23 protein-coding genes are annotated in these 21,020 nt (G+C 60.2%); 12 read left to right on the top strand and 11 right to left on the bottom strand.

Annotated elements, in window-relative coordinates; all coding sequences use genetic code 11:
* Nucleotides 1-125: 125 nt before the first annotated feature.
* Nucleotides 126-1,136 carry a class II fructose-bisphosphatase gene (gene glpX / locus RE418_RS06880; RefSeq protein ID WP_049294994.1) on the top strand — a complete coding sequence of 337 codons (1,011 nt, stop codon included), beginning with the start codon at nucleotides 126-128 and terminating at the stop codon, nucleotides 1,134-1,136.
* Between the two features lie 194 nt (nucleotides 1,137-1,330).
* Here glpX and emrD read toward each other — a convergent pair whose 3' ends face one another.
* Nucleotides 1,331-2,515: a multidrug efflux MFS transporter EmrD gene (gene emrD, locus RE418_RS06875; RefSeq protein WP_025304666.1), complete on the bottom strand. Its 1,185-nt coding sequence runs from the start codon at nucleotides 2,513-2,515 to the stop codon at nucleotides 1,331-1,333.
* A 297-nt stretch (nucleotides 2,516-2,812) separates the two neighbouring features.
* Between emrD and RE418_RS06870 the strand changes: the two genes are divergently transcribed.
* Both RE418_RS06870 and fpr read left to right on the top strand, forming a co-directional pair.
* Nucleotides 2,813-3,424, top strand: a complete 612-nt coding sequence (locus RE418_RS06870) for a metalloregulator ArsR/SmtB family transcription factor (RefSeq protein WP_043140982.1) — start codon at nucleotides 2,813-2,815, stop codon at nucleotides 3,422-3,424.
* Between the two features lie 3 nt (nucleotides 3,425-3,427).
* On the top strand, nucleotides 3,428-4,174 hold the full coding sequence (fpr, locus tag RE418_RS06865; RefSeq protein WP_049294995.1) for a ferredoxin--NADP(+) reductase: 747 nt from the start codon (nucleotides 3,428-3,430) through the stop codon (nucleotides 4,172-4,174).
* Nucleotides 4,175-4,185: 11 nt separating this feature from the next.
* On the opposite strand, the gene RE418_RS06860 is transcribed toward fpr, so the two are convergent.
* A complete protein-coding gene (locus tag RE418_RS06860; protein ID WP_016929710.1) occupies nucleotides 4,186-4,605 on the bottom strand; it encodes a DUF805 domain-containing protein in 420 nt (139 codons plus the stop codon).
* Between the two features lie 199 nt (nucleotides 4,606-4,804).
* Between RE418_RS06860 and RE418_RS06855 the strand changes: the two genes are divergently transcribed.
* Both RE418_RS06855 and tpiA read left to right on the top strand, forming a co-directional pair.
* Nucleotides 4,805-5,389 (top strand): DUF1454 family protein, encoded by a 585-nt coding sequence (locus RE418_RS06855; RefSeq protein WP_049294996.1) that lies wholly within the window; start codon nucleotides 4,805-4,807, stop codon nucleotides 5,387-5,389.
* A 127-nt stretch (nucleotides 5,390-5,516) separates the two neighbouring features.
* Nucleotides 5,517-6,284, top strand: coding sequence for a triose-phosphate isomerase (tpiA, locus tag RE418_RS06850; RefSeq protein WP_004931113.1), 768 nt, complete (start codon nucleotides 5,517-5,519; stop codon nucleotides 6,282-6,284).
* Nucleotides 6,285-6,349: 65 nt separating this feature from the next.
* Here tpiA and RE418_RS06845 read toward each other — a convergent pair whose 3' ends face one another.
* From RE418_RS06845 to cpxP, 4 genes are all read right to left on the bottom strand, one after another.
* Nucleotides 6,350-7,339: a sulfate ABC transporter substrate-binding protein gene (locus RE418_RS06845; protein WP_043140999.1), complete on the bottom strand. Its 990-nt coding sequence runs from the start codon at nucleotides 7,337-7,339 to the stop codon at nucleotides 6,350-6,352.
* Between the two features lie 183 nt (nucleotides 7,340-7,522).
* A complete protein-coding gene (gene pfkA / locus RE418_RS06840; RefSeq protein WP_004931116.1) occupies nucleotides 7,523-8,485 on the bottom strand; it encodes a 6-phosphofructokinase in 963 nt (320 codons plus the stop codon).
* A 231-nt stretch (nucleotides 8,486-8,716) separates the two neighbouring features.
* Complete coding sequence (gene fieF / locus RE418_RS06835) at nucleotides 8,717-9,619, bottom strand: CDF family cation-efflux transporter FieF (protein WP_043141001.1); 903 nt, start codon at nucleotides 9,617-9,619, stop codon at nucleotides 8,717-8,719.
* 132 nt (nucleotides 9,620-9,751) lie between these two features.
* Nucleotides 9,752-10,231, bottom strand: coding sequence for a cell-envelope stress modulator CpxP (cpxP, locus tag RE418_RS06830; protein ID WP_004931122.1), 480 nt, complete (start codon nucleotides 10,229-10,231; stop codon nucleotides 9,752-9,754).
* Between the two features lie 148 nt (nucleotides 10,232-10,379).
* Here cpxP and cpxR point away from each other — a divergent pair, with 148 nt between their 5' ends.
* The 5 genes from cpxR to RE418_RS06805 all read left to right on the top strand — a co-directional run bounded on the left by cpxR (nucleotide 10,380) and on the right by RE418_RS06805 (nucleotide 14,586).
* Entirely contained in the window at nucleotides 10,380-11,078 is a 699-nt protein-coding gene (cpxR, locus tag RE418_RS06825) for an envelope stress response regulator transcription factor CpxR (RefSeq protein ID WP_025304671.1), read from the top strand.
* Complete coding sequence (gene cpxA / locus RE418_RS06820; RefSeq protein WP_015379421.1) at nucleotides 11,075-12,469, top strand: envelope stress sensor histidine kinase CpxA; 1,395 nt, start codon at nucleotides 11,075-11,077, stop codon at nucleotides 12,467-12,469. Before cpxR ends, cpxA begins: the two co-directional genes overlap by 4 nt.
* Before the next feature lie 43 nt (nucleotides 12,470-12,512).
* Nucleotides 12,513-12,986 carry a tRNA (uridine(34)/cytosine(34)/5-carboxymethylaminomethyluridine(34)-2'-O)-methyltransferase TrmL gene (trmL, locus tag RE418_RS06815; RefSeq protein WP_025304673.1) on the top strand — a complete coding sequence of 158 codons (474 nt, stop codon included), beginning with the start codon at nucleotides 12,513-12,515 and terminating at the stop codon, nucleotides 12,984-12,986.
* A 50-nt stretch (nucleotides 12,987-13,036) separates the two neighbouring features.
* A complete protein-coding gene (locus RE418_RS06810; RefSeq protein WP_089181446.1) occupies nucleotides 13,037-13,810 on the top strand; it encodes a CHAD domain-containing protein in 774 nt (257 codons plus the stop codon).
* 104 nt (nucleotides 13,811-13,914) lie between these two features.
* Nucleotides 13,915-14,586 carry a DUF3313 domain-containing protein gene (locus RE418_RS06805; protein WP_025304675.1) on the top strand — a complete coding sequence of 224 codons (672 nt, stop codon included), beginning with the start codon at nucleotides 13,915-13,917 and terminating at the stop codon, nucleotides 14,584-14,586.
* A gap of 61 nt (nucleotides 14,587-14,647) precedes the next feature.
* Here RE418_RS06805 and cysE read toward each other — a convergent pair whose 3' ends face one another.
* The 5 genes from cysE to RE418_RS06780 form a co-directional block, all read right to left on the bottom strand.
* Entirely contained in the window at nucleotides 14,648-15,469 is an 822-nt protein-coding gene (gene cysE / locus RE418_RS06800; RefSeq protein WP_025304676.1) for a serine O-acetyltransferase, read from the bottom strand.
* A 106-nt stretch (nucleotides 15,470-15,575) separates the two neighbouring features.
* A complete protein-coding gene (gene gpsA / locus RE418_RS06795; protein ID WP_060448503.1) occupies nucleotides 15,576-16,595 on the bottom strand; it encodes an NAD(P)H-dependent glycerol-3-phosphate dehydrogenase in 1,020 nt (339 codons plus the stop codon).
* Nucleotides 16,595-17,065, bottom strand: coding sequence for a protein-export chaperone SecB (gene secB / locus RE418_RS06790; RefSeq protein ID WP_025304678.1), 471 nt, complete (start codon nucleotides 17,063-17,065; stop codon nucleotides 16,595-16,597). Before secB ends, gpsA begins: the two co-directional genes overlap by 1 nt.
* Before the next feature lie 57 nt (nucleotides 17,066-17,122).
* The gene (gene grxC / locus RE418_RS06785) at nucleotides 17,123-17,371 is read right to left on the bottom strand and encodes a glutaredoxin 3 (RefSeq protein ID WP_089181447.1); all 249 of its coding nucleotides are present in this window, start codon (nucleotides 17,369-17,371) and stop codon (nucleotides 17,123-17,125) included.
* A gap of 28 nt (nucleotides 17,372-17,399) precedes the next feature.
* Nucleotides 17,400-17,834: a rhodanese-like domain-containing protein gene (locus RE418_RS06780; protein ID WP_016929700.1), complete on the bottom strand. Its 435-nt coding sequence runs from the start codon at nucleotides 17,832-17,834 to the stop codon at nucleotides 17,400-17,402.
* A gap of 297 nt (nucleotides 17,835-18,131) precedes the next feature.
* On the opposite strand from RE418_RS06780, the gene gpmM reads away from it, so the two are divergent.
* Together gpmM and envC are read left to right on the top strand one after the other, a co-directional pair.
* A complete protein-coding gene (gpmM, locus tag RE418_RS06775; protein ID WP_399675983.1) occupies nucleotides 18,132-19,676 on the top strand; it encodes a 2,3-bisphosphoglycerate-independent phosphoglycerate mutase in 1,545 nt (514 codons plus the stop codon).
* A gap of 9 nt (nucleotides 19,677-19,685) precedes the next feature.
* On the top strand, nucleotides 19,686-21,020 hold the full coding sequence (envC, locus tag RE418_RS06770; protein WP_025304680.1) for a murein hydrolase activator EnvC: 1,335 nt from the start codon (nucleotides 19,686-19,688) through the stop codon (nucleotides 21,018-21,020).

The following is a 21,020-nucleotide window of genomic DNA, read 5'->3' as shown; positions in this document are numbered from 1 at the left end:
CCTTGCCGTTACCCCCCCAAATTGCGCTGCCTGCGGGCAGCGCTTTTTTTTGCCCCGCCCCGCCGGCGCCGCGCTGTGATAGACTTTGCCGATATTTTCTTCCCTTTCTCACAGACAGGTTTGCCATGAAACGTGAATTAGCCATCGAATTTTCCCGCGTTACCGAAGCCGCTGCGCTGGCGGGCTACAAATGGCTGGGACGCGGCGACAAGAACGCCGCCGACGGCGCGGCGGTCCACGCCATGCGCATCATGCTCAACAAAGTGGACATCGATGGGCGCATCGTGATCGGCGAAGGCGAGATCGACGAAGCGCCGATGCTGTATATCGGCGAACAGGTCGGCAGCGGCCAGGGCGACGCGGTCGACATCGCTGTCGATCCGATCGAAGGCACCCGCATGACCGCCATGGGCCAATCCAACGCGCTGGCGGTCTTGGCGGTGGGCGATCGCGGCACCTTCCTGCACGCGCCGGACATGTACATGGAGAAGCTGGTGGTCGGCCCGGCGGCGCGCGGCGCCATCGATCTCAATCTGCCACTGGCGGAGAACCTGCGGAACGTCGCCGCGCGGCTGAGCAAACCGCTGTCACAGCTGACGGTCATCGTGTTGGCCAAACCGCGCCACGACGGCGTCATCGCGCAGATGCAGCAGTTGGGCGTGCGGGTATTCGCCATTCCTGACGGCGACGTGGCGGCCTCCATTCTCACCTGCATGCCGGAAAGCGAGGTCGATGTGATGTACGGCATCGGCGGCGCGCCGGAAGGGGTGATCTCAGCCGCAGTGATCCGCGCGCTGGACGGCGACATGCAGGCGCGTTTGCTGCCGCGCTATAAGGTGAAAGGCGACAGCGCCGAAAACCGCCGCATCGGCGAACAGGAGCTGGCGCGCTGCCGGGAAATGGGTATCGAAGCCGGTCAGGCGCTGCGTCTGGATCAGATGGCGCGCAACGACAACGTGATCTTCTCCGCCACCGGCATCACCAAGGGCGATCTGCTGGAGGGCATCAGCCGCCAGGGCAACATGGCCACAACCGAAACCCTGCTGATCCGCGGCAAGTCGCGCACCATCCGCCGCATCCGTTCAACCCACTATCTGGATCGCAAAGACCCGGCGCTGCACGAGTTTCTGCTGTAACGAAACAGGGCGCCGAATGGCGCCCTGATGATTGATGGCAAACCTCATGCCCTTGCCGGGTTGGCAGAGAGCAGCGAATAGAAAACAAGGAAAATCAATTTATTGATTTTCGGCTAATAACCACAAAGGGGAGAAAAACCACGCTTTTTCTCCCTTTTGTCAACGGTATGAGGGCGCCGAATGGCGCCCTGTCGTTATGCGGTGTGTCCCTGATGCTGCATCCGGTTGGACAGCGGCCACCAGCACAGCAGGATCAACAGCGCCATCGCGAACATCAGCAATCCGAGGCTGAACTGCCCGGTTTGCGGCAGCATGGCGGAAAGCCAGGTCGCCAGACCGGACCCCATGTTCTGCATACCGCCCACCAACGCGCCCGCCGCGCCGGCCAGGTAAGGGAACGGCTCCATCGCCCCGGTGGTCGCCAGCGGGAACAGCATGCCGGCGCCGAAGAAGAACAATGCAGCCGGCACGATCAGCGTCCAGATATTCATCACGCCGAACCAGCCCGGGATCCACATCATCGCTCCCGCCAATAGACAGCTCAGCACCGAATGCCACATCAGGGTGTGGAAGGTTTTGCCGTCGCGCCCGGCGTACCAGGCACCGAAAAACGCCGCCGGGATCGGCAGAATGAACAGGATGCTGACGGTCAGGCCGCTCAGCCCCAACACGCCACCCATCAACACGCCGCAGCTGGCTTCAAATACCGCAATCCCCGCCAGCGCGCCGATCAGCATCACCAGATAGCAACTGAAGGTGCTGTCGCTCAGCAGCTGGCGGAAACTGGCCAGCATGCGGCGTTTTTCAGTTTGCACCGGGCGGGTTTCCGGCAACCATCGGAACATCGCGAAGGCGACGCAGGCGCACAGCGCCAGCAGGAAGGCGTAACAGGCGCGCCAGCCGAACACCATCGCCAGCGCGCCGCCGATCACCGGCGCCAGCAGCGGGCTGACCAAAATCCCCATGTTCAGCAGGCTGTTGGCATAGCGCAGCGCGGTGCCGGCATACAGATCGCGCGGCATGGTGCGCGCCATCACGCCCGCCACGCCGGTGCCCATCCCCTGGATGGCGCTGGCGGCGACCAGCATCGTCAGGTTGGTGGACAGCAACGCGCCCAGCGCGCCAACCAGGAAGATCATCATACCCGTCAGGATCACCGGACGACGCCCAATACGATCCGATATTGGCCCGTAAATCAGCTGGGAGAAACCGTAGGTTAGCAGATACGCCGCCATCACCCGTTGCACGGCGCCGGTACGAACCGACAGATCGTGGGCGATATCAGCAATCACGGGAACATAAATGGTTTGCGCCATCTGGCCGACGGCAACCAACAGGATAAGCATCACCAGCAGGTGAAAATTCTCTAGTTTTCTCATTATCTTCGTTAACGTTTCAACTCGTCACAGCGTCCCGGTATGGCCGTTGCAGCAGCCAGAACGGCGAGCAGCCCTCTATGGCGGCATAAACTAATCAAATCTGATTTTTTTAGCGAGTTTCAGGCAGATATTGATCCAGGTCACACTGGCAGCAAACCCGACCAGGCTCGTAAATTAAACTGTACGTCTAACGCTTTGGAGTTAAAAATAGCGCCCTTGCAGTAGCCGGGCTTTAGCATTTAATCGATAATTATTTTCATCAACTTGAAATAAAATAACACCATAGGGATTTGGTTCATGAAAACACCTGAGCTGATTTTATTGCAGTTAAAGGCTCTCGGCCCGCACTCGGCCAAAATGCTGGCGGAGCGTCTGGACATCACGCCGATGGGCATCCGACAACATCTGCAATCCCTGGAAAAACGTGAGTTGGTTTGTTACGAAGAAGCGCGCAGCAAGGTCGGCCGCCCGACGCGCTACTGGTCGCTGACCGAACGGGGGCACGCCTATGTGGCCGCCGATCAGGAGCGGCTGCGGGCATCCGCGCTGCAGCTGTTTGGCGGCGCCGGCGTGGAACCGTTGCTCAGCGCGCGCGAAGAGCAGCTTTATCTGCGTTACACCGAAGAGCTGTCCGCCGAACGCAGCCATCAGGACCGGTTAACCCGCCTAGTGCGTCTGCGGCAACACGACGGTTACATGGCAGAATTGCTCGACCATCCGCACGGTGCGCTACTGGTGGAAAACCACTGTCCGATCGGCGTGGCCGGTTCCAACTGCAGCAGCCTGTGCAATTCCGAACTGCAGCTGTTTCATCGCCTGTTCGGCAACAACTACCGGGTAGAGCGCACCGCGCACGCCATTTCCGGCTCACGACATTGTGCTTATTTGATTCGACCACGGGAGCTTTAGAGTATGGCTGAATGGGTAAACGGCAAAGTTACGCAGGTAAAACAATGGACCGACGGGCTGTTCAGCCTGGTGGTCAATGCCCCCATCGATCCTTTCACCGCCGGGCAATTCGCCAAACTGGCGCTGGAGATCGACGGCGAACGGGTGCAACGCGCCTACTCCTACGTCAATGCCCCCGACGACGCCAACCTGGAGTTCTATCTGGTGACGGTGCCGGAAGGCAAACTAAGCCCGCGCCTCAATCAGCTACGGCCGGGGTCGGATGTAATGGTGACCAAAGAAGCGGCCGGCTTCTTCGTGCTGGACGAAGTGCCCGATTGCGACACGCTGTGGATGCTGGCGACCGGCACCGCCATCGGCCCCTATTTATCGATTCTGCAGCAGGGCGTCGGCCTGGAACGCTTTAACAACCTGGTGCTGGTGCACGCCGCGCGTTTCGCGCGCGATCTGAGCTACCTGCCGCTGATGCAACAACTGCAGCAACGCTACAACGGCAAGCTGCGTATCCAGACCGTCGTCAGCCGCGAAGAAACGCCCGGTTCACTGACCGGCCGCGTGCCGGCGCTGATCGAGGACGGCCGGCTGGAAGCGGCGATCGGCTTGACCATCGACACCGAAACCAGCCACGTGATGCTGTGCGGCAACCCGCAGATGGTGCGGGACACCCAGCAAACGCTGAAAGACCATCGCCAGATGCGCAAACACCTGCGCCGTAAACCGGGCCACATCACCAGCGAACACTACTGGTAACCCAAAGGGGATCAGCGAAACTTCACCGGTTCGGCTTCCGGGCCGAACCGATTGTCTCCCGGCGTGCCGACGAAGGCGCCCAGATCGATCATCATCATCACGATAATCAGCGTCGGGATGAAACGCCCGACGCCCCATTGCCAGATCGGCGCCAGCATCTGCCAGTTCCCTGCCGCCAGCATCCACGCCAGGATCAGCAGCAGCGCCCACCAGCCGGCCTTGTTGCGATCGTGCAGGCGTTTGACCAGCACCGCCGCCGTCGGCCACAGCAGCGCCACGATAAAGAAGGCGATGGATTGGATGGCGATCAGCTGATAATTGGCCAGCGTAAACGCCGCCGCCATCAGCACCAACCACAGCCCCATCCAGATCCAGAAGTCGCGCCGCCCAATGCGACCCTTAAAAGAAAAACACCACTGTTGTAACGTCATCGATTCCTGCGCTCTAAGCCTGCCCATATTCTGCGCCGCAGTGTAACATAGGCGCTGCCGGGCCGAGTTTTCCGCCTCGCATAACGCGGTGCGCCGCACAGCTTTCTCGTCAGCGAACCGATAATGGCGTGGGATCTTTGACAAGGCCCGCGAGTTATCGCTTTAATCGGAGCCATCTTTGTCCTTGATGCCATACGCCATGCTGAGAAAAACCCTCGTCATCGCCTGCCTGCTGCAGGTGGCCGCCAGCGCCTGGGCCGATCCACCGGCCGCCGATGCGACGCCTGCCGCACCATATCTGCTGGCCGGGGCGCCGACGTTCGATCTGACGGTGGTCAAATTCCGCGAAAAATACAATCGCGACAACCCGAAGCTGCCGATTGGCGAATTCCGCGCCATTCCGGCCACCGAAGACGATTCGCCGCTGCTGACGCGCGCCGCCAGCAAACTCAACGAAAACCTGTATGCCTCCACCGCGCTGGAGAAAGGCACCGGTAAAATCAAAACGTTGCAGATCACTCATCTGCCGCTGCAGCAGGCCAATGAAGAAAAAGCCGCGCGCGCCATCGCCATCAGCTACATGGCGGCGCTGATGCGCCAGTTCGAACCGGCGTTGACGGTGGAGCAGAGCCAGAACAAGGTGAACAGCCTGCTGGAAAAAGGCAAAGGATCGCGCTTTTACCAACAGCAGGTCGGCGCCATTCGCTATGTCGTCTCGGACAACGGCGATAAAGGCATAACCTTCGCGGTTGAACCGATTAAGCTAGCGCTTTCCGAGCCGTAACGGCGCGGCATTTAATGACGAAAAGCAAAGCCTTCGCGCTTAATGATCTCTATACTGTTGGGCAGGTAAACTGCCGGTCCGGCAGTTGTCATTTCGACTCTCGCGTTCCCTAGTTGGAGGAAAAAACATGCGTCATCCATTAGTTATGGGTAACTGGAAGCTTAACGGCAGCACTCACATGGTCAACGAACTGATCGCCGGTCTGCGCAATGAGCTGAGCAGCGTTGACGGCTGTGGCGTCGCCATCGCCCCGCCGGTGATGTATCTGGATCAGGCCAAGCACGCGCTGGCCGGCAGCCGCATCGCGCTGGGCGCGCAGAACGTGGACGTTAACCTGTCCGGCGCCTTCACCGGTGAAGTTTCCGCCAACATGCTGAAAGACGTCGGTGCCCAGTACATCATCATCGGCCACTCCGAGCGTCGCACCTACCACAAAGAAAGCGACGAAGTGATCGCCGAGAAATTCGCCGTGCTGAAAGAAGCCGGCCTGATCCCGGTACTGTGCATCGGTGAAACCGAAGCGGAAAACGCGGCGGGCAAAACTGAAGAAGTGTGCGCGCGCCAGATCGACGCCGTGCTGAAAACGCTGGGCGCACCGGCGATGAAAGGCACCGTGATCGCCTATGAGCCGGTCTGGGCCATCGGTACCGGCAAATCCGCGACCCCTGCACAGGCACAGGCCGTGCACAAATTTATCCGCGATCACATCGCCAAACACGATGCCGCGGTTGCCGCTGAAATCATCATCCAGTACGGCGGTTCGGTGAACGACAAGAACGCCGCAGAGCTGTTCTCCCAGCCGGACATCGACGGTGCGCTGGTGGGCGGCGCCTCGCTGAAAGCCGACGCTTTCGCCGTGATCGTCAAAGCCGCTGCCGCAGCAAAAAAAGCCTGATTGCCCTAGGCTTGCCATAAAAAAACCCCGGCTTGCCGGGGTTTTTTATTGCCGCTCAAACGGCATCAGCGTTTGCTTATTTCGTCGAACACGCCGCCGGTAGCGAAGTGCACCTTCTGCGCTTCGGTCCAGCCGCCGAAAGTGTCATCCACGGTGAACAACTTCAGCTGCGGGAACTGCCCGGCGAACTTGGCCGCCACCGCCGCATCGCGCGGGCGATAATAGTTCTGCGCCGCAATAGTCTGCCCTTCCGGTGAATACAGATACTTCAGGTAGGCGGTCGCCACGTCGCGGGTACCACGTTTATCGACGACCTTATCCACCACCGACACCGTCGGTTCGGCCAGGATCGATTCGCTCGGCGTAATAATCTCGAACTTGTCTTTGCCCAGCTCTTTCTCCGCCAGCAACGCTTCGTTTTCCCAAGCGATCAGCACGTCGCCGATGCCGCGCTCAACGAAGGTGTTGGTCGAGCCGCGCGCGCCGGAATCCAGCACTTCGACGTTCTTGTACAGGTTTTTGACGAAGTCCTGCGCCTTGGCCTTATCGTTGTTGTTGTGGTGCAACGCGTAGCCCCAGGCGGCCAGGTAATTCCAGCGGGCGCCACCGGAGGTTTTCGGATTCGGGGTGATCACCGACACGCCCGGCTTAATCAAGTCAGGCCAGTCATGAATTTGCTTCGGGTTGCCTTTGCGCACCAGGAAGACGATGGTCGACGTGTAAGGCGCCGAGTTGTCCGGCAAGCGTTTTATCCAGTCTTTCTCAATGCGCCCGCGTTCGGCGATGGCGTCAACGTCATAGGCCAGCGCCAGCGTCACCACGTCGGCCTCGATGCCGTTGATCACCGAGGTCGCCTGTTTGCCGGAACCGCCGTGCGACTGTCGCACCGTCACCTTGTCGCCGGTTTCCGCCTGATAGTGCTTGCTGAATGCCGTGTTGTAAGCCTGATAGAACTCACGCGTCGGATCGTATGACACGTTCAGCAACTGAATATCCTTCGCCATGGCGCCGGACGCCAACAGCACCAATGTCAGACCTACACCCCATTTACGCATCGACAAGCTCTCCCAGAAAATTAACGCAACCTCAATCGGTTGATTTAGCATCAGAGCCTGCCAGAAACTTTCCCGGCAATTAAAGAATAAAAAATTTTGGGATAGATGATTCTGGAATATGTCGCCGACGGGCATAAAAAAGCCCCCGCAAGCGGAGGCTTTCGGCGCGCGGTGAGCGGCGAATCAGTACAGCTTTTTCGCCGTTTCCAGCCAGTCGCCCTTGAACGGACGCTTCATGTTTTCGATCGCGTCGATGATGTCGTGATGCACCATTTTTTCGTTCTGGATACCGACGCAGCGGCCGCCGTAACCCTGCAGCAGCAGTTCGATGGCGTAGGCGCCCATGCGCGAGGCCAGGATGCGGTCGTAGGCGACCGGTGAACCACCGCGTTGAATGTGGCCCAGCACGGTGGCGCGGGTTTCACGCTTGGTTTCCTGCTCGATGTGGCGCGCCAGCTCATCGATGTCGCAGATGTGCTCGGTGATCGCCACGATGGCGTGTTTTTTACCCTTGGCGATACCGGCCTTGATTTCGCACACCAGATCTTCGCGATTGAATTCGATTTCAGGCAGCACGATGAATTCGCAACCGCCGGCAATCGCCGCCGCCAGCGTCAGATCGCCGCAGTAACGGCCCATCACTTCCACGATGGAGATACGCTGGTGCGACGAGGAGGTATCGCGCAGGCGGTCGATCGCTTCCACCACGGTTTCCAGCGCGGTGAAGTAACCGATAGTGTAGTCGGTACCGGCAACATCGTTATCGATGGTGCCCGGCAGACCGATGCACGGGAAGCCTTCTTCCGTCAGGCGTTTGGCGCCCATGTAGGAACCGTCGCCGCCGATCACCACCAGCGCGTCGATGCCGCGATTCTTCAGGTTTTCAATCGCCTTGGCGCGCACGTTTTCATCCCTGAACTCCGGGAAGCGGGCCGAGCCGAGGAAGGTGCCGCCGCGGTTGATCATGTCGGACACGCTATAGCGGTCCAGCTGCTCCATGCGATCTTCGTACAAGCCAAGGTAGCCATCGTAAATACCAAAAACTTCCAGACCTTCTGAAAGCGCAGAACGCACAACGCCGCGGATTGCAGCGTTCATACCCGGCGAATCACCGCCGCTCGTCAGTACACCGATTTTCTTGATCATGACTACCTCTGAACTGTGTAGATGCAATTTCTTAAGAATTCTGTCTCCGCCGATCGTCTTGAAACCTCTCCGGCTGCAGAAAACCAGCTTTACGGCTTATTGCTGGATATTATATCAAAAACACCCAGCTGAATTGATTCAAGTCACGCAATATAACGGTAAAAACACCGCATGGCACGCTGAGCTAACTCAGATATTCATGATAATACTTCGCGCTATGCCTCTATCTGATTATAGCTCCCAATGCCCCTGCCTACCCGGCGGCACCACGGAGCACGGATCCAGGTGAATGATGACGTCCGCCCCCGCAAAACGGTGTCGCAACGCCTGTTCCACCTGATCGGCCAACCGATGCGCCTCACGCAGCGGCAGCGTGTCTTCCATCTCCAGATGCAGCTGGATGAAACGCGTCGGCCCCGACTGACGCGTGCGCAGATCGTGCGCGCCTTTCACCCCGGGCCAGGAGGAAACCACCTCGATAATCGCCTGGCGTTCGTCATCCGGCAACGCCCGATCCAGTAGCGACTGCACCGCTTCGTAGCCCATGCGCAGCGCGCTATAGAGGATGTATACGCCGATGCCCAGCGCGAACAGCGCATCTGCCCGGTGGAAGCCGTACCAGCTTAGCCCAAGAGCGATAAGAATAGCACCATTCATCATGACATCTGACTGATAATGCAGCATATCTGCGCGCACCGCCTGGCTACGGGTTTTCCTGACCACCCAACGTTGATAGGTGACCAGAATCAGGGTGCTGATTAACGCGATCACCGTCACGACGATCCCAACGCCGGGATCGCGCAGCGTTTGCGGCGCATACAGGTGCTGGAAGCCGGTGAGGAACAGAAACAGGGCGGAGCCGGAAATAAACATGCTTTGCGCCAGCGCCGCCAGCGACTCCGCTTTGCCGTGGCCGAAGGTGTGCTCGGCATCGGCCGGCTGCAGCGAATAACGCACCACCAGAAGGTTGGTCAGCGAGGCGGCGATATCGACCAACGAATCCACCAGCGCCGCCAACAGGCTGACCGAACCGGTGTGGTACCAGGCGACGATTTTGATCAACAGCAGCGACGACGCCAACGCAGTTGCGGCCAACGCAGCGGACTTTACCAGGCGAGCATAACGCTGTTCCATTAAGGGATCCCGGTCAAAAGGTGTGGCGCTCAATATAGCGAAATGTCGGATAAAAAAAACCCCGCCATCATGGCGGGGAAGACAGGGATGGTGTCTATGGCAAGGAAAAACAGGGGACTACTCAGTCGTACTTCACTTCTGGGCAGAAGCTTGCTGCAAACCAGAAATTTGTTGCTCCATCTGCTGCATACGCTGCTGATGTTTCTGGTCTAAAACACTTTTTTGCTCTGGCGTCAGCAGGTTATACATTTGGTTGCGCACCCGGGCCATTTCGACCTGGCGCTTGACCTGCTGTTGGGCCATCTTCTCCGCCTGGGCGTACACGGCGGCTTCGTCAAATTTCTCTGCGGTCACCAGTTTATGCATGGCTTCCATTTCAGCTACATTGACACCAGGCAGATCGTGCCGGGCCTGACGCATCAAATCGCGCATTTGCTGGCGCTGCTGTTCGCTGAGGCTGACACCGTCGAACATATGGTGCTGGCCGGGTATTCGGGTCATCGCGTCGTTGCCGGGAGGTTGGGCTGTGTCCGGTATAGTGTCGGCAGCGAAGGCAGCGGTCGAACCAATTGCCAGCAGTGATGCCATAACTAATGCGGTCACCTTACGCATTTCAACTCCTCAAGCTTTCTCACTTTGCGAATCAACGAGGAGCAGTGTACCGCTACACCTGAAAACCTGCGTCAGTGCATGTAAAACTACGTAAAGTCATGGAATGGCAACAGTTGATGACGTATTTTGCGTCTGGAGGTAAATCATAATGAACAAGATTCTGTTAGTTGACGACGACCGCGAGTTGACCTCGCTGTTAAAAGAACTGCTTGAAATGGAAGGTTTTAATATCGTCGTCGCGCACGATGGCGAGCAGGCGTTGTCGCTGCTGGACAGCTCCATCGATCTGCTGCTGCTCGACATCATGATGCCGAAGAAAAACGGCATCGATACGCTGAAAGAACTGCGCCAACATCACCAGACACCGGTCATCATGCTGACCGCGCGCGGCAGCGAACTGGACCGCGTGCTGGGCCTGGAGCTGGGCGCCGATGATTACCTGCCGAAACCCTTCAACGATCGCGAGCTAGTCGCGCGTATTCGCGCCATTCTGCGCCGTTCCAACTGGAGCGAACAGCAGCAGCAGGTCGACAGCGGCGCCCCGACGCTGGATGTCGATGGCCTGCAGCTGAATCCCGGCCGCCAGGAGGCCAGCTTCGACGGCCAGGTGCTGGATCTGACCGGCACCGAGTTCACCCTGCTTTACCTGCTGGCGCAACACCTCGGGCAGGTGGTATCGCGCGAACTGCTGAGCCAGGAAGTGCTGGGCAAACGCCTGACTCCGTTCGATCGCGCTATCGACATGCACATCTCCAACCTGCGGCGTAAGCTGCCGGATCGCAAAGACGGGCATCCGTGGTTCAAAACCCTGCGCGGGCGTGGTTATTTGATGGTATCTGCAACATGATCAACAGTTTGACGGCACGCATCTTCGCCATTTTCTGGTTTACGTTAGCCCTGGTGCTAATGCTGGTGCTGATGGTGCCCAAGCTCGACTCCCGCCAAATGACCTCGCTGCTCGACAGCGAGCAGCGGCAGGGGTTGATGCTGGAACAGCACGTCGAGGCCGAGTTGCAAAACGATCCGGCCAACGATCTGATGTGGTGGCGCCGCCTGTTCCGCGCCATCGACAAATGGGCGCCGCCGGGCCAACGCCTGTTGCTGGTCACCAGCGAAGGCCGGGTGATCGGCGCGCAGCGCAACGAAATGCAGATCGTCCGCAACTTCATCGGCCAATCCGATAATTCGGATCATCCCAAGAAGAAAAAGTACGGCCGCGTCGAGCTGGTCGGGCCGTTCGCGGTGCGCGACGGCGAAGACAACTACCAGCTGTACCTGATCCGTCCCGCCAACAGCCCGCAATCCGATTTCATCAACCTGATGTTCGACCGGCCGCTGCTGCTGCTGATCGTCACCATGCTGATCAGCGCCCCGCTGCTGCTGTGGCTGGCCTGGAGCCTGGCGAAACCGGCACGCAAGCTGAAGAACGCCGCCGATGACGTGGCGCGCGGCAACCTGAAGCAGCATCCGGAACTGGAGGCCGGCCCGCAGGAGTTCCTGGCCACCGGCGCCAGCTTCAACCAGATGGTCAGCGCGCTGGAACGCATGATGAACGCCCAGCAACGGCTGATCTCGGACATCTCGCACGAGCTGCGCACGCCGCTGACGCGCCTGCAGCTGGCCACCGCGCTGATGCGCCGCCGCCACGGCGAAGGGCACGAACTGGCGCGCATCGAAACCGAAGCGCAGCGGCTGGATTCGATGATCAACGATCTGCTGGCGCTGTCGCGCGGGCAGCAAAAGGGCGAGCTGGCGCGCGAGCAGTTGAAGGCCAACGAACTGTGGGCCGACGTGCTGGACAACGCCCGTTTCGAAGCGGAACAGATGGGCAAACAGCTGGAGATCGCTGCGCCGCCAGGTCCGTGGACGCTGTTCGGCAACGCGAGCGCGCTGGACAGCGCGTTGGAAAACATCGTGCGCAACGCCCTGCGGTATTCACACACCCGCATTGCCGTGGCGTTCAGCGCCGACAATCAGGGCGTGACCATCCAGGTTGACGACGACGGCCCCGGCGTCAGCGCCGAAGACCGCGAGCAGATCTTCCGTCCGTTCTACCGCACCGATGAAGCGCGCGACCGTGAGTCCGGCGGCACCGGCCTCGGCCTGGCGATCGTCGAGGCGGCGGTCAACCAGCATCGCGGCTGGGTGAAGGCCGAAGACAGCCCGCTTGGCGGCCTGCGGCTGGTGCTGTGGCTGCCGCTGCATCATCAACGCCTATCGTCTAAGACAGAACAGTAAGAGTTTGCTATCCTGCGCCCCTCGTTCACGAGGGGCCTGCAACATGCTGAACATCGTTTTATTTGAACCCGAAATTCCACCCAATACCGGCAATATCATCCGCCTGTGCGCCAATACCGGCTTTAATCTGCATCTGATCGAACCGCTGGGTTTTCCGTGGGACGACAAACGCCTGCGCCGCGCCGGGCTGGATTACCATGAGTTCACCCGCGTCCACCGTCATGCCGACTACGCCGCTTTTCTCGCCGCCGAAAACCCGCAGCGGCTGTTTGCCCTCACCACCAAGGGGACGCCGGCGCACAGCGCCGTCAGCTACCAGGCCGGCGACTACCTGCTGTTCGGTCCGGAAACGCGTGGATTGCCTGCCGACATCCTCGATGCGCTGCCCGCGCAGCAAAAAATCCGCATCCCAATGCAGGCGCAAAGCCGCAGCATGAACCTGTCGAATGCCGTATCGGTGGTGGTGTATGAAGCCTGGCGGCAGTTGGACTATGCCGGCGCGCTGATCAAAGCGTAATCCGCGACGACGCGCCATACTGGAAGGGTTAACCTCTCCAGATACGGCACATGGCTTTCATCGCAGATATTGTTACCCAGCTTCGCCGGCTCGAATCGGCGCTGAACGAGGCGCTGTTGCGGCTGCAACAGGCGCAAGACACCGAGGCGCTACACGACTTGCGCGTCTGCCTGCGCCGCATTCGCAGCCTGCTGCGTCCGTTGCGCGGCTGCCCCGGCGCAACGCGGCTCGATCGGGCCGCCGCCGAGTTGGGCAAGCTCACGACGCCGCTGCGCGATCTCGAGGTGCTGATCATCGAATTGGCGCACCATCGCCTCGATTGGCAGGCCAACGTGCGCCAAAGCGATTTTCAGGCCCGCTGCCGCCAACTGCTCGCCAACCCGCTGCTCATCAGCTTCCCTTCGCTATTGCACGCCTGGCCGCACCGCTTTCGCCGCATCGCGCAGCGCCTCGCCAAACACCGTGTGAATCGACGCCTGCAGCGCCAGCAGCGGCAATTACGCCGGGCGTTGGCTGATACCGGCTACGATCGCCACCGTCTGCGGCGGCTGGTCAAACGCCTGCGCTACGCGGCCGAAGCCTACCCGCAACGCCTCCCCCTCTCTCCCGCCGCAATGGCGGGCCTGAAAGCGGTGCAAAACGCCCTCGGCGATTGGCACGACCGGGAGGTCTGGTGCCTGCAGGCAGAACATCAGGCGGATCTCTGGCCCTTGTTGCCCCGATGGCAAGCAGAGCAACACCAGGCGCTGGCCAGAGCGGACGTCTTGCTCGTTGCCTTATCACCCGCACTGGTGGCGAAAACCGGCGGCGCATCACGATCCTGAAAAAAGGCCGCAGCAGGGCACGCCCGGCCCCGAAAATGCCCGATGAGGCGCAGATAATGCGCTATGTTTTGTAAGGGTAATCACCACTCATCATAGGAAACCACATGAAAAAACAACGCTTGAGCGTTGCCATGGCCGTTCTGGCAGCGGGCCTGTTGCTGGCGGGCTGTTCGTCCAAAGTCACCCAAACGTCGCAATATTCGGGCTTCTTGTCCGATTACAGCAAACTGCAGGAAACCACCTCGCCAAGCGGTCATAAAACGCTGCGCTGGGTAGATCCGAGCTACAAGGAATCCAACTATCGCGGTATCTATTTCCAACCGGTGGTCTATTTCCCGGCGGAGAAACCCACGGCGCGCGTCAGCCAGGACACGCTGAACAAGATTAAGGCCTACGCGACCCAGCGAATCAAAACCGCGCTGCAGAACCGCTTTACCATTCTGCCAAGCCCGACGGGCTCGCGCGTTCTGGTGGCCAAACTCGCCATCACCGCCGTTTCGGCCGAAAACGAAGACATGAAGTTCTATGAAGTGGTGCCGGTCGCTGCAGTGGTTGCCAGCACCATGGCGGCTACCGGGCACCGGACGCAAAATACCGCGCTGTATATTGAAGGCGAGTTGATCGACCAGGATACCGGTAAAACGGTGATGGAAGTGGTACGCAAGGCCTACGGTAAAACCGTCAACAACGACAGCACGCCGGTCACGGCGGATGACGTCAAGGCGGCGATCGACGACATCGTTACCGATATCACCCAGTTCCCGAAACAGGGCTGACCGCCGCCTGAAAAACACAGGGGGAGCCAAAGCTCCCCCTGAATGGACCCGCAGGCACGGCTTAGATGCCGTCGCCGTACTCGAATCCGTGGTTGGTGCCGTTGAAGTATTGATCCATATCCATCGACGGCGTATCGCTCTCCGGGCGCCCGACGATACGCGCCGGTACGCCGGCGGCGGTGGTGTGCGGCGGCACCGCCTGCAAAACCACCGAGCCCGCGCCAATCTTGGCGCCCTTGCCCACTTCGATATTGCCGAGAATTTTGGCGCCGGCGCCAATCATCACCCCTTCGCGAATTTTCGGGTGACGGTCGCCGCTGGTTTTACCGGTACCGCCCAGGGTGACCGACTGCAGAATAGAAACGTTGTTCTCCACCACCGCCGTTTCACCGATCACGATGCCGGTAGCGTGGTCAAGCATGATGCCGCAGCCGATGGTCGCCGCCGGGTGGATGTCCACGCCGAAGGCGACGGAAATTTGATTTTGCAGGTAGATAGCCAGCGCTTGCCGCCCTTGCTGCCACAGCCAATGGCCGATGCGGTAAGCCTGCAGCGCATGGAACCCTTTGAGGTAAAGCAGCGGCGTGGAGTATTTATCGACCGCCGGGTCGCGCAGCCGCACCGCGAGGATATCGCGCGCCGCCGAAACGATCATCTGATTGTCGGACTTGTAGGCCTCTTCCACCACCTCGCGCACCGCGATGGCGGGCATGATCGGCGTTGCCAGCTTGTTGGCCAGCATATAGCTGAGCGCGCTGCCCAGATTCTCGTGCTTGAGCAACGTCGCATGGAAAAAGCTGGCCAGCATCGGTTCACAATCAGCCAGTGCTCGCGCTTCTGATTTAATGCTGTTCCAGACCTGTTCCAACTCTTCTGACGACATCACATACCCCTTTGCCTTGCCAAACGGGCCGCTTCACACGGTAGCGCGGAGCGGCCCAGGTCATTTGCGGGGTCAGCATTCCGCTGCCCCGACATATCGTTTTATGTCACGCGCTGGGTTTTTCGTCCTTTCGGGCTCGCCCCAGCAGGCTCAGCGCCGCTTCGCGGGCGTCTTTATGGCAGTAAAGCACCTGATAAATCTGTTCGGTGATCGGCATTTCCACGCCGTGCCGCTGCGCCAGCGCCAACACCTCTTTGGTATTGCGATAGCCCTCGACCACCTGACCGATGCTGTCCTGCGCTTCCTGCACGCCTTTACCTTGCCCCAGCATAATGCCGAAGCGGCGGTTGCGCGATTGGTTGTCCGTGCAGGTTAGCACCAGATCCCCCAGCCCCGCCATGCCCATGAACGTCGAAGGATCGGCGCCCAGCGCAGAACCCAGACGGCTCATTTCCGCCAGCCCGCGCGTAATCAACGCGGTGCGGGCGTTGGCGCCGAAACCGATGCCGTCGGACATGCCAGCGCCGATGGCGATCACATTCTTCACCGCGCCGCCAAGCTGCACGCCGATAAAGTCGGGATTGCTGTAGACGCGGAAGCTCTTGCCGCAGTGCAGCAGCTGTTGCAGATCGTCGGCGAACTGCGCATCGGTCGCCGCCAGCGCGATCGCCGTCGGCAGGCCGGCGGCCAGCTCTTTGGCGAACGTCGGCCCGGAGAGCACCGCCAGCGGGATCGCCTCGCCCAACGCCTCACGCGCCACGTCCTGCAGCAATCGCCCGGTTTCCGCTTCCAACCCCTTGGTGGCCCACACGATGCGGGCGTCCGGGCGCAGATGCGGCTTCAGCTGACGCAGCACGTCGCCAAACACGTGGCTTGGCACCACCACCAGCACGTCGCGGCTGGCCGCCAGCGCACGCGCCAAATCGGCCTCAAGCAGCAGGGTATCGGGGAAAGGAACGTCGGGCAGAAACGCCTGATTGCAGCGATCTTGCTGCAACGTTTGAATTTGCGCGGGGTTATGCCCCCACAGCACCACGGCATGGCCGTTACGCGCCAGCGTAATGGCCAATGCGGTGCCGTACGAGCCGGCACCGATAACAGTCATTGAAGCATTGACGGTGTTCATCAGGCATCCTGATGTGGTGCGGCACCTTCGCCTTCCGCCTGCTGCTGCAGATAGTTCATGAACAGCGCGTCAAAGTTGACCGGTGCCAGGTTCAGCTGCGGGAATGTACCGCGGGAAACCAGGCTGGTGATGCACTCGCGCGCATACGGGAACAGGATGTTCGGGCAGTATGCACCCAGGCAATGCGCCAGCTGCGTGCCTTCGATACCTGCTACCGAGAAGATGCCCGCCTGTTGCACTTCGCACAGGAACGCGGTCTCTTCGCCCAGGCTCGCCGTCACGGTTACGCGCAGTACCACTTCATACACTTCGTCAGCCAGCTGGCTGGACGCGGTATCCAGATCAAGTTTAACTTCCGGCTGCCATTCCTGCTGGAAAACCTGCGGCGCGTTCGGCGCTTCGAAGGAGATATCCTTGGTATAGATACGTTGGATCTGGAAAGCCATTTCGGTGCTGTTTTGTTCTGACATGTGAGTAATACCCTTGGTTAAACGTCCTTATTGACACTCGGTGAGCCGGCAAGCTGCTTAAAGCAGCGGATCCAGGCCGCCGCGAGCATCGAGTTCATATAAATCATCACAGCCGCCGATATGCCGGCCATCGATGAAAATCTGCGGCACGGTAGTGTGCCCGCTGCGCTCGATCATCACTTCGCGCTTGGCGCTATCGCCGTCGATGGCGATCTCGTTAAACGCCGCGCCCTTGCTGTTCAACAGCGCCTTGGCGCGATGGCAGAACGGACAGGTCGCTTTGGTGTAGATATCAATGTTAGCCATGGATTGCCACCTCAAATAGGTTAAACGGTTACTTACCGCGCACCAGCGGCAGGTTTTCTCCGCTCCAGCCGGCGATGCCGTCTTTCAGCATCGTCACCTTTTCAAAACCGGCCTTGCTCAGGTTCTCCGCCGGCTCGCGGGAGGCGGTGCCGTTGGCGCACACGACGATGATCGGCTGCGCTTTGTGTTTTTCCAGCTCGCCCAGGCTGCCGCTTTTGATTTCGCTGGCGGTCAGGTTGATGGCGCTGGCCAGGTGACCACGGCGGAAATCGTCGCGGCTGCGGGTGTCGACCACCACGGCTTCTTCTTTGTTGATCAGGCGGATAGCTTCACCGCGAGCGATCTCTTTGACCTTGGAGAAACGGCTTTTGAAGGTCATGACGATCACGGCGACCAGCAGAGCGATCCAAGCCAGGCTCAGAATCGGGTGTCTGCTTACGAATGGCATAATTTCTTGCAGCATGGGGTGTAACAACTCCCGTCAGTTAAGGGATAAATAAGTCAAGGTTCCAGAGTATACCTGCCGAGTGCGGCAAATACAGCCAATAAGCAAGCGCGATTGTAGAAACTGCGGGCTGCGCTGAGAAATTCCCGAGGTCAGAGCATAAAAGCCCGCGCGATTCGCCGCAACCTTGATCTCTTTGGGCTATTTCTCGCCGGCGGCGATGTAAAATCAGCCGGTTTTTCGAGGGCGAACAGCCATGCTTGCGGCGGGCGCATGGCTATTCGCAGCTTAAAAAGTTCATAAGAGGTCAATGCAATGTCGAGCAACAAAAAACCGATGGTACTGGTGATCCTGGACGGTTACGGCCACCGTGAGGAGCGGCAGGACAACGCGATCCTGAACGCCGGCACCCCGGTGATGGACCGTCTGTGGCGGGAGCAGCCGCATACGCTGATCGCCGCCTCCGGGCTAGATGTCGGCCTGCCCGACGGCCAAATGGGCAACTCCGAAGTCGGCCACGTCAACCTGGGCGCCGGGCGCATCGTCTACCAGGATCTGACCCGGCTGGACAAAGCGATCGCCGACGGCGACTTCTTCGCCAACCCGGTGCTGACCGCCGCGGTCGATAAAGCCGTAGCGGCCGGCAAGGCGGTGCATATCATGGGCCTGCTGTCGCCGGGCGGCGTGCACAGCCACGACGAGCACATTCTGGCCATGATCAAGCTGGCCGCCCAACGCGGCGCCAAAGCCGTTTATCTGCATGCCTTCCTCGACGGGCGCGACACGCCGCCGCGCAGCGCCGAAGCCCCGCTGCAACGCTGCCGCGACGCCTTCGCCACGCTGGGCGTTGGGCGCATCGCCTCGCTGATCGGCCGCTACTACGCGATGGACCGCGACAACCGCTGGGATCGCGTGCAGCTGGCCTATGACCTGCTGACCGCGGCCAAAGGCGACTACGTGGCCGACGATGCGATCGCCGGCCTGCAGGCCGCCTACCAGCGCGGTGAAAACGACGAGTTCGTCAAACCGACCGTCATTCGCGCCGCCGGTGAGGCCGATGCCGCGATGCAGGACGGCGATGCGTTGATCTTCATGAACTTCCGCGCCGACCGCGCGCGCCAGATCACCCGCGCTTTCGTGAACGCGGATTTCGACGGTTTCCCGCGCGCCAAGCGGGTGCAGTTCGGCGATTTCGTGATGCTGACCGAGTACGCCGCCGACATCGCGACCGCCTGCGCCTATCCGCCGGCGTCGCTGGCCAACACCTTCGGCGAATGGCTGATGAAGCACGACAAAACCCAGCTGCGCATCTCGGAAACCGAAAAATACGCCCACGTCACCTTCTTCTATAACGGCGGCGTGGAAGCGCCGTTCAAAGGGGAAGACCGCGTGCTGGTCAATTCGCCGAAGGTCGCCACCTACGATCTGCAGCCGGAGATGAGCGCCGCCGAGCTGACCGACAAACTGCTGAGCGCCATCCGCAGCGGCAAATACGACGCCATTATCTGCAACTACCCGAACGGCGACATGGTGGGGCATACCGGCGTGTATGAAGCAGCGGTCAAAGCGGTGGAGACGCTGGATGCCTGCATCGCCCAGGTGGTTGACGCGGTGCGCGACGTCGACGGCCAACTGCTGATCACCGCCGATCACGGCAACGCCGAGCAGATGCGCGATCCGGCCACCGGCCAGGCGCATACCGCCCACACCAGCCTGCCGGTACCGCTGATTTACGTCGGCAAACCGGCACGGGCGGTCGAAGGCGGCAAGCTTTCGGACATCGCGCCCCCCCTGTTAACGCTGATGGGAATGGAAATCCCGCAAGAGATGACTGGTAAGCCGCTGTTCATCGTGGAATAATCCTTCTCCATGAGGGAGAAGGCGTTTTTTGCACTATCAAGGGTAACCCGAAGCGCAAACGCAGGCAGCCGGCCGCTGCCTGAACGCACCGCGCCAAGGACGTTCACCGCCATGTGCGCCAGCGTATTTTGCGCTGGCGTCTTGCTGTTGCCGCTCGCCGGCCAGGCGGCGGAAGACAATAAATCCCAGCTGAAAGACATCCAGCAGAGCATCGCCGAGAAAGAAAAAGCGGTGAAGCAGCAGCAGCAGCAGCGCAGCTCGCTGCAGGATCAGCTGCGTCAGCAGGAAAAAACCATCGCCCAGGCCAGCCGCCAGTTGCGCGACACCCAGGGCACGCTCACCCAGTTGAGCAAGGATATTTCCGGCCTGAACGCCTCGATAGCCAAACTGCAAAAGCAGCAATCGACCCAACAAAACCTCCTCGCCAAACAGCTCGACGCCGCCTTCCGGCAAGGGCAGCACAGCGCCGTGCAACTGATCCTCAGCGGTGAAGAAAGCCAGCGCAGCGAACGTATTCTGGCCTATTTCGGCTATCTGAACGAAGCGCGCCAGAAAACCATCGAAGAGCTGAAACAGACCCGCGCCGAGCTGGCGAAGCAAAAAACCACGCTGGTGGCCAAACAGGGCCAGCAAAAATCCTTACTGAGCGAACAACAAACACAGCAGCAGAAGCTGGAGCAGGCGCGCGGCGCCCGCAAGAAAACGCTGACCGCGCTGGAAGCCTCGCTGGAAAAAGACCAACAACGCCTGGTGGAACTGCGCCAAAACGAAGCCCGCATGCGCGACAAGATCGCCCGGGCGGAGCGCGAAGCCCGTGCGCGCGCCGAACGCGAAGCGCGTGAAGCGGCCAAAGTGCGCGAACAGGTGCGCATCAAGGAACAGCAGGCGAAGAAAACCGGCACCACCTACAAACCTAGCGAAGCCGATCGCTCGCTGATGGCGCGCACCGGCGGTCTCGGTCGTCCGGCCGGCCAGCTGATGTGGCCGGTACGCGGCCGCACGCTGCACGGCTTTGGCGAACAGCAGCAGGGCGAACTACGCTGGAAAGGCATGGTGATTGAGGCCCGCGAAGGTAGCGAAGTGAAAGCCGTCGCCGATGGCCGCGTGCTGCTGGCCGACTGGCTGCAAGGCTATGGCCTGATGGTGGTGGTCGAACACGGTAAAGGCGACATGAGCGTGTACGGCTACAACCAAAGCGCGTTGGTCAACGTCGGGGCGCAGGTGCGCGCCGGCCAGCCGATCGCTCTGGTCGGCACCAGCGGCGGCCAGGGAACGCCGTCGCTCTATTTCGAAATCCGTCGTCAGGGACAGGCGGTTAACCCACTGCCGTGGTTGGGAAGATAG

The organism is Serratia sp. szju, from assembly GCF_044594185.1.
GTDB classification, from domain to species: Bacteria; Pseudomonadota; Gammaproteobacteria; order Enterobacterales; family Enterobacteriaceae; genus Serratia; species Serratia bockelmannii.
The sequence above is the reverse complement of the archived record's forward strand: the minus strand, read 5'-3'. Positions and strand labels throughout refer to the sequence as shown.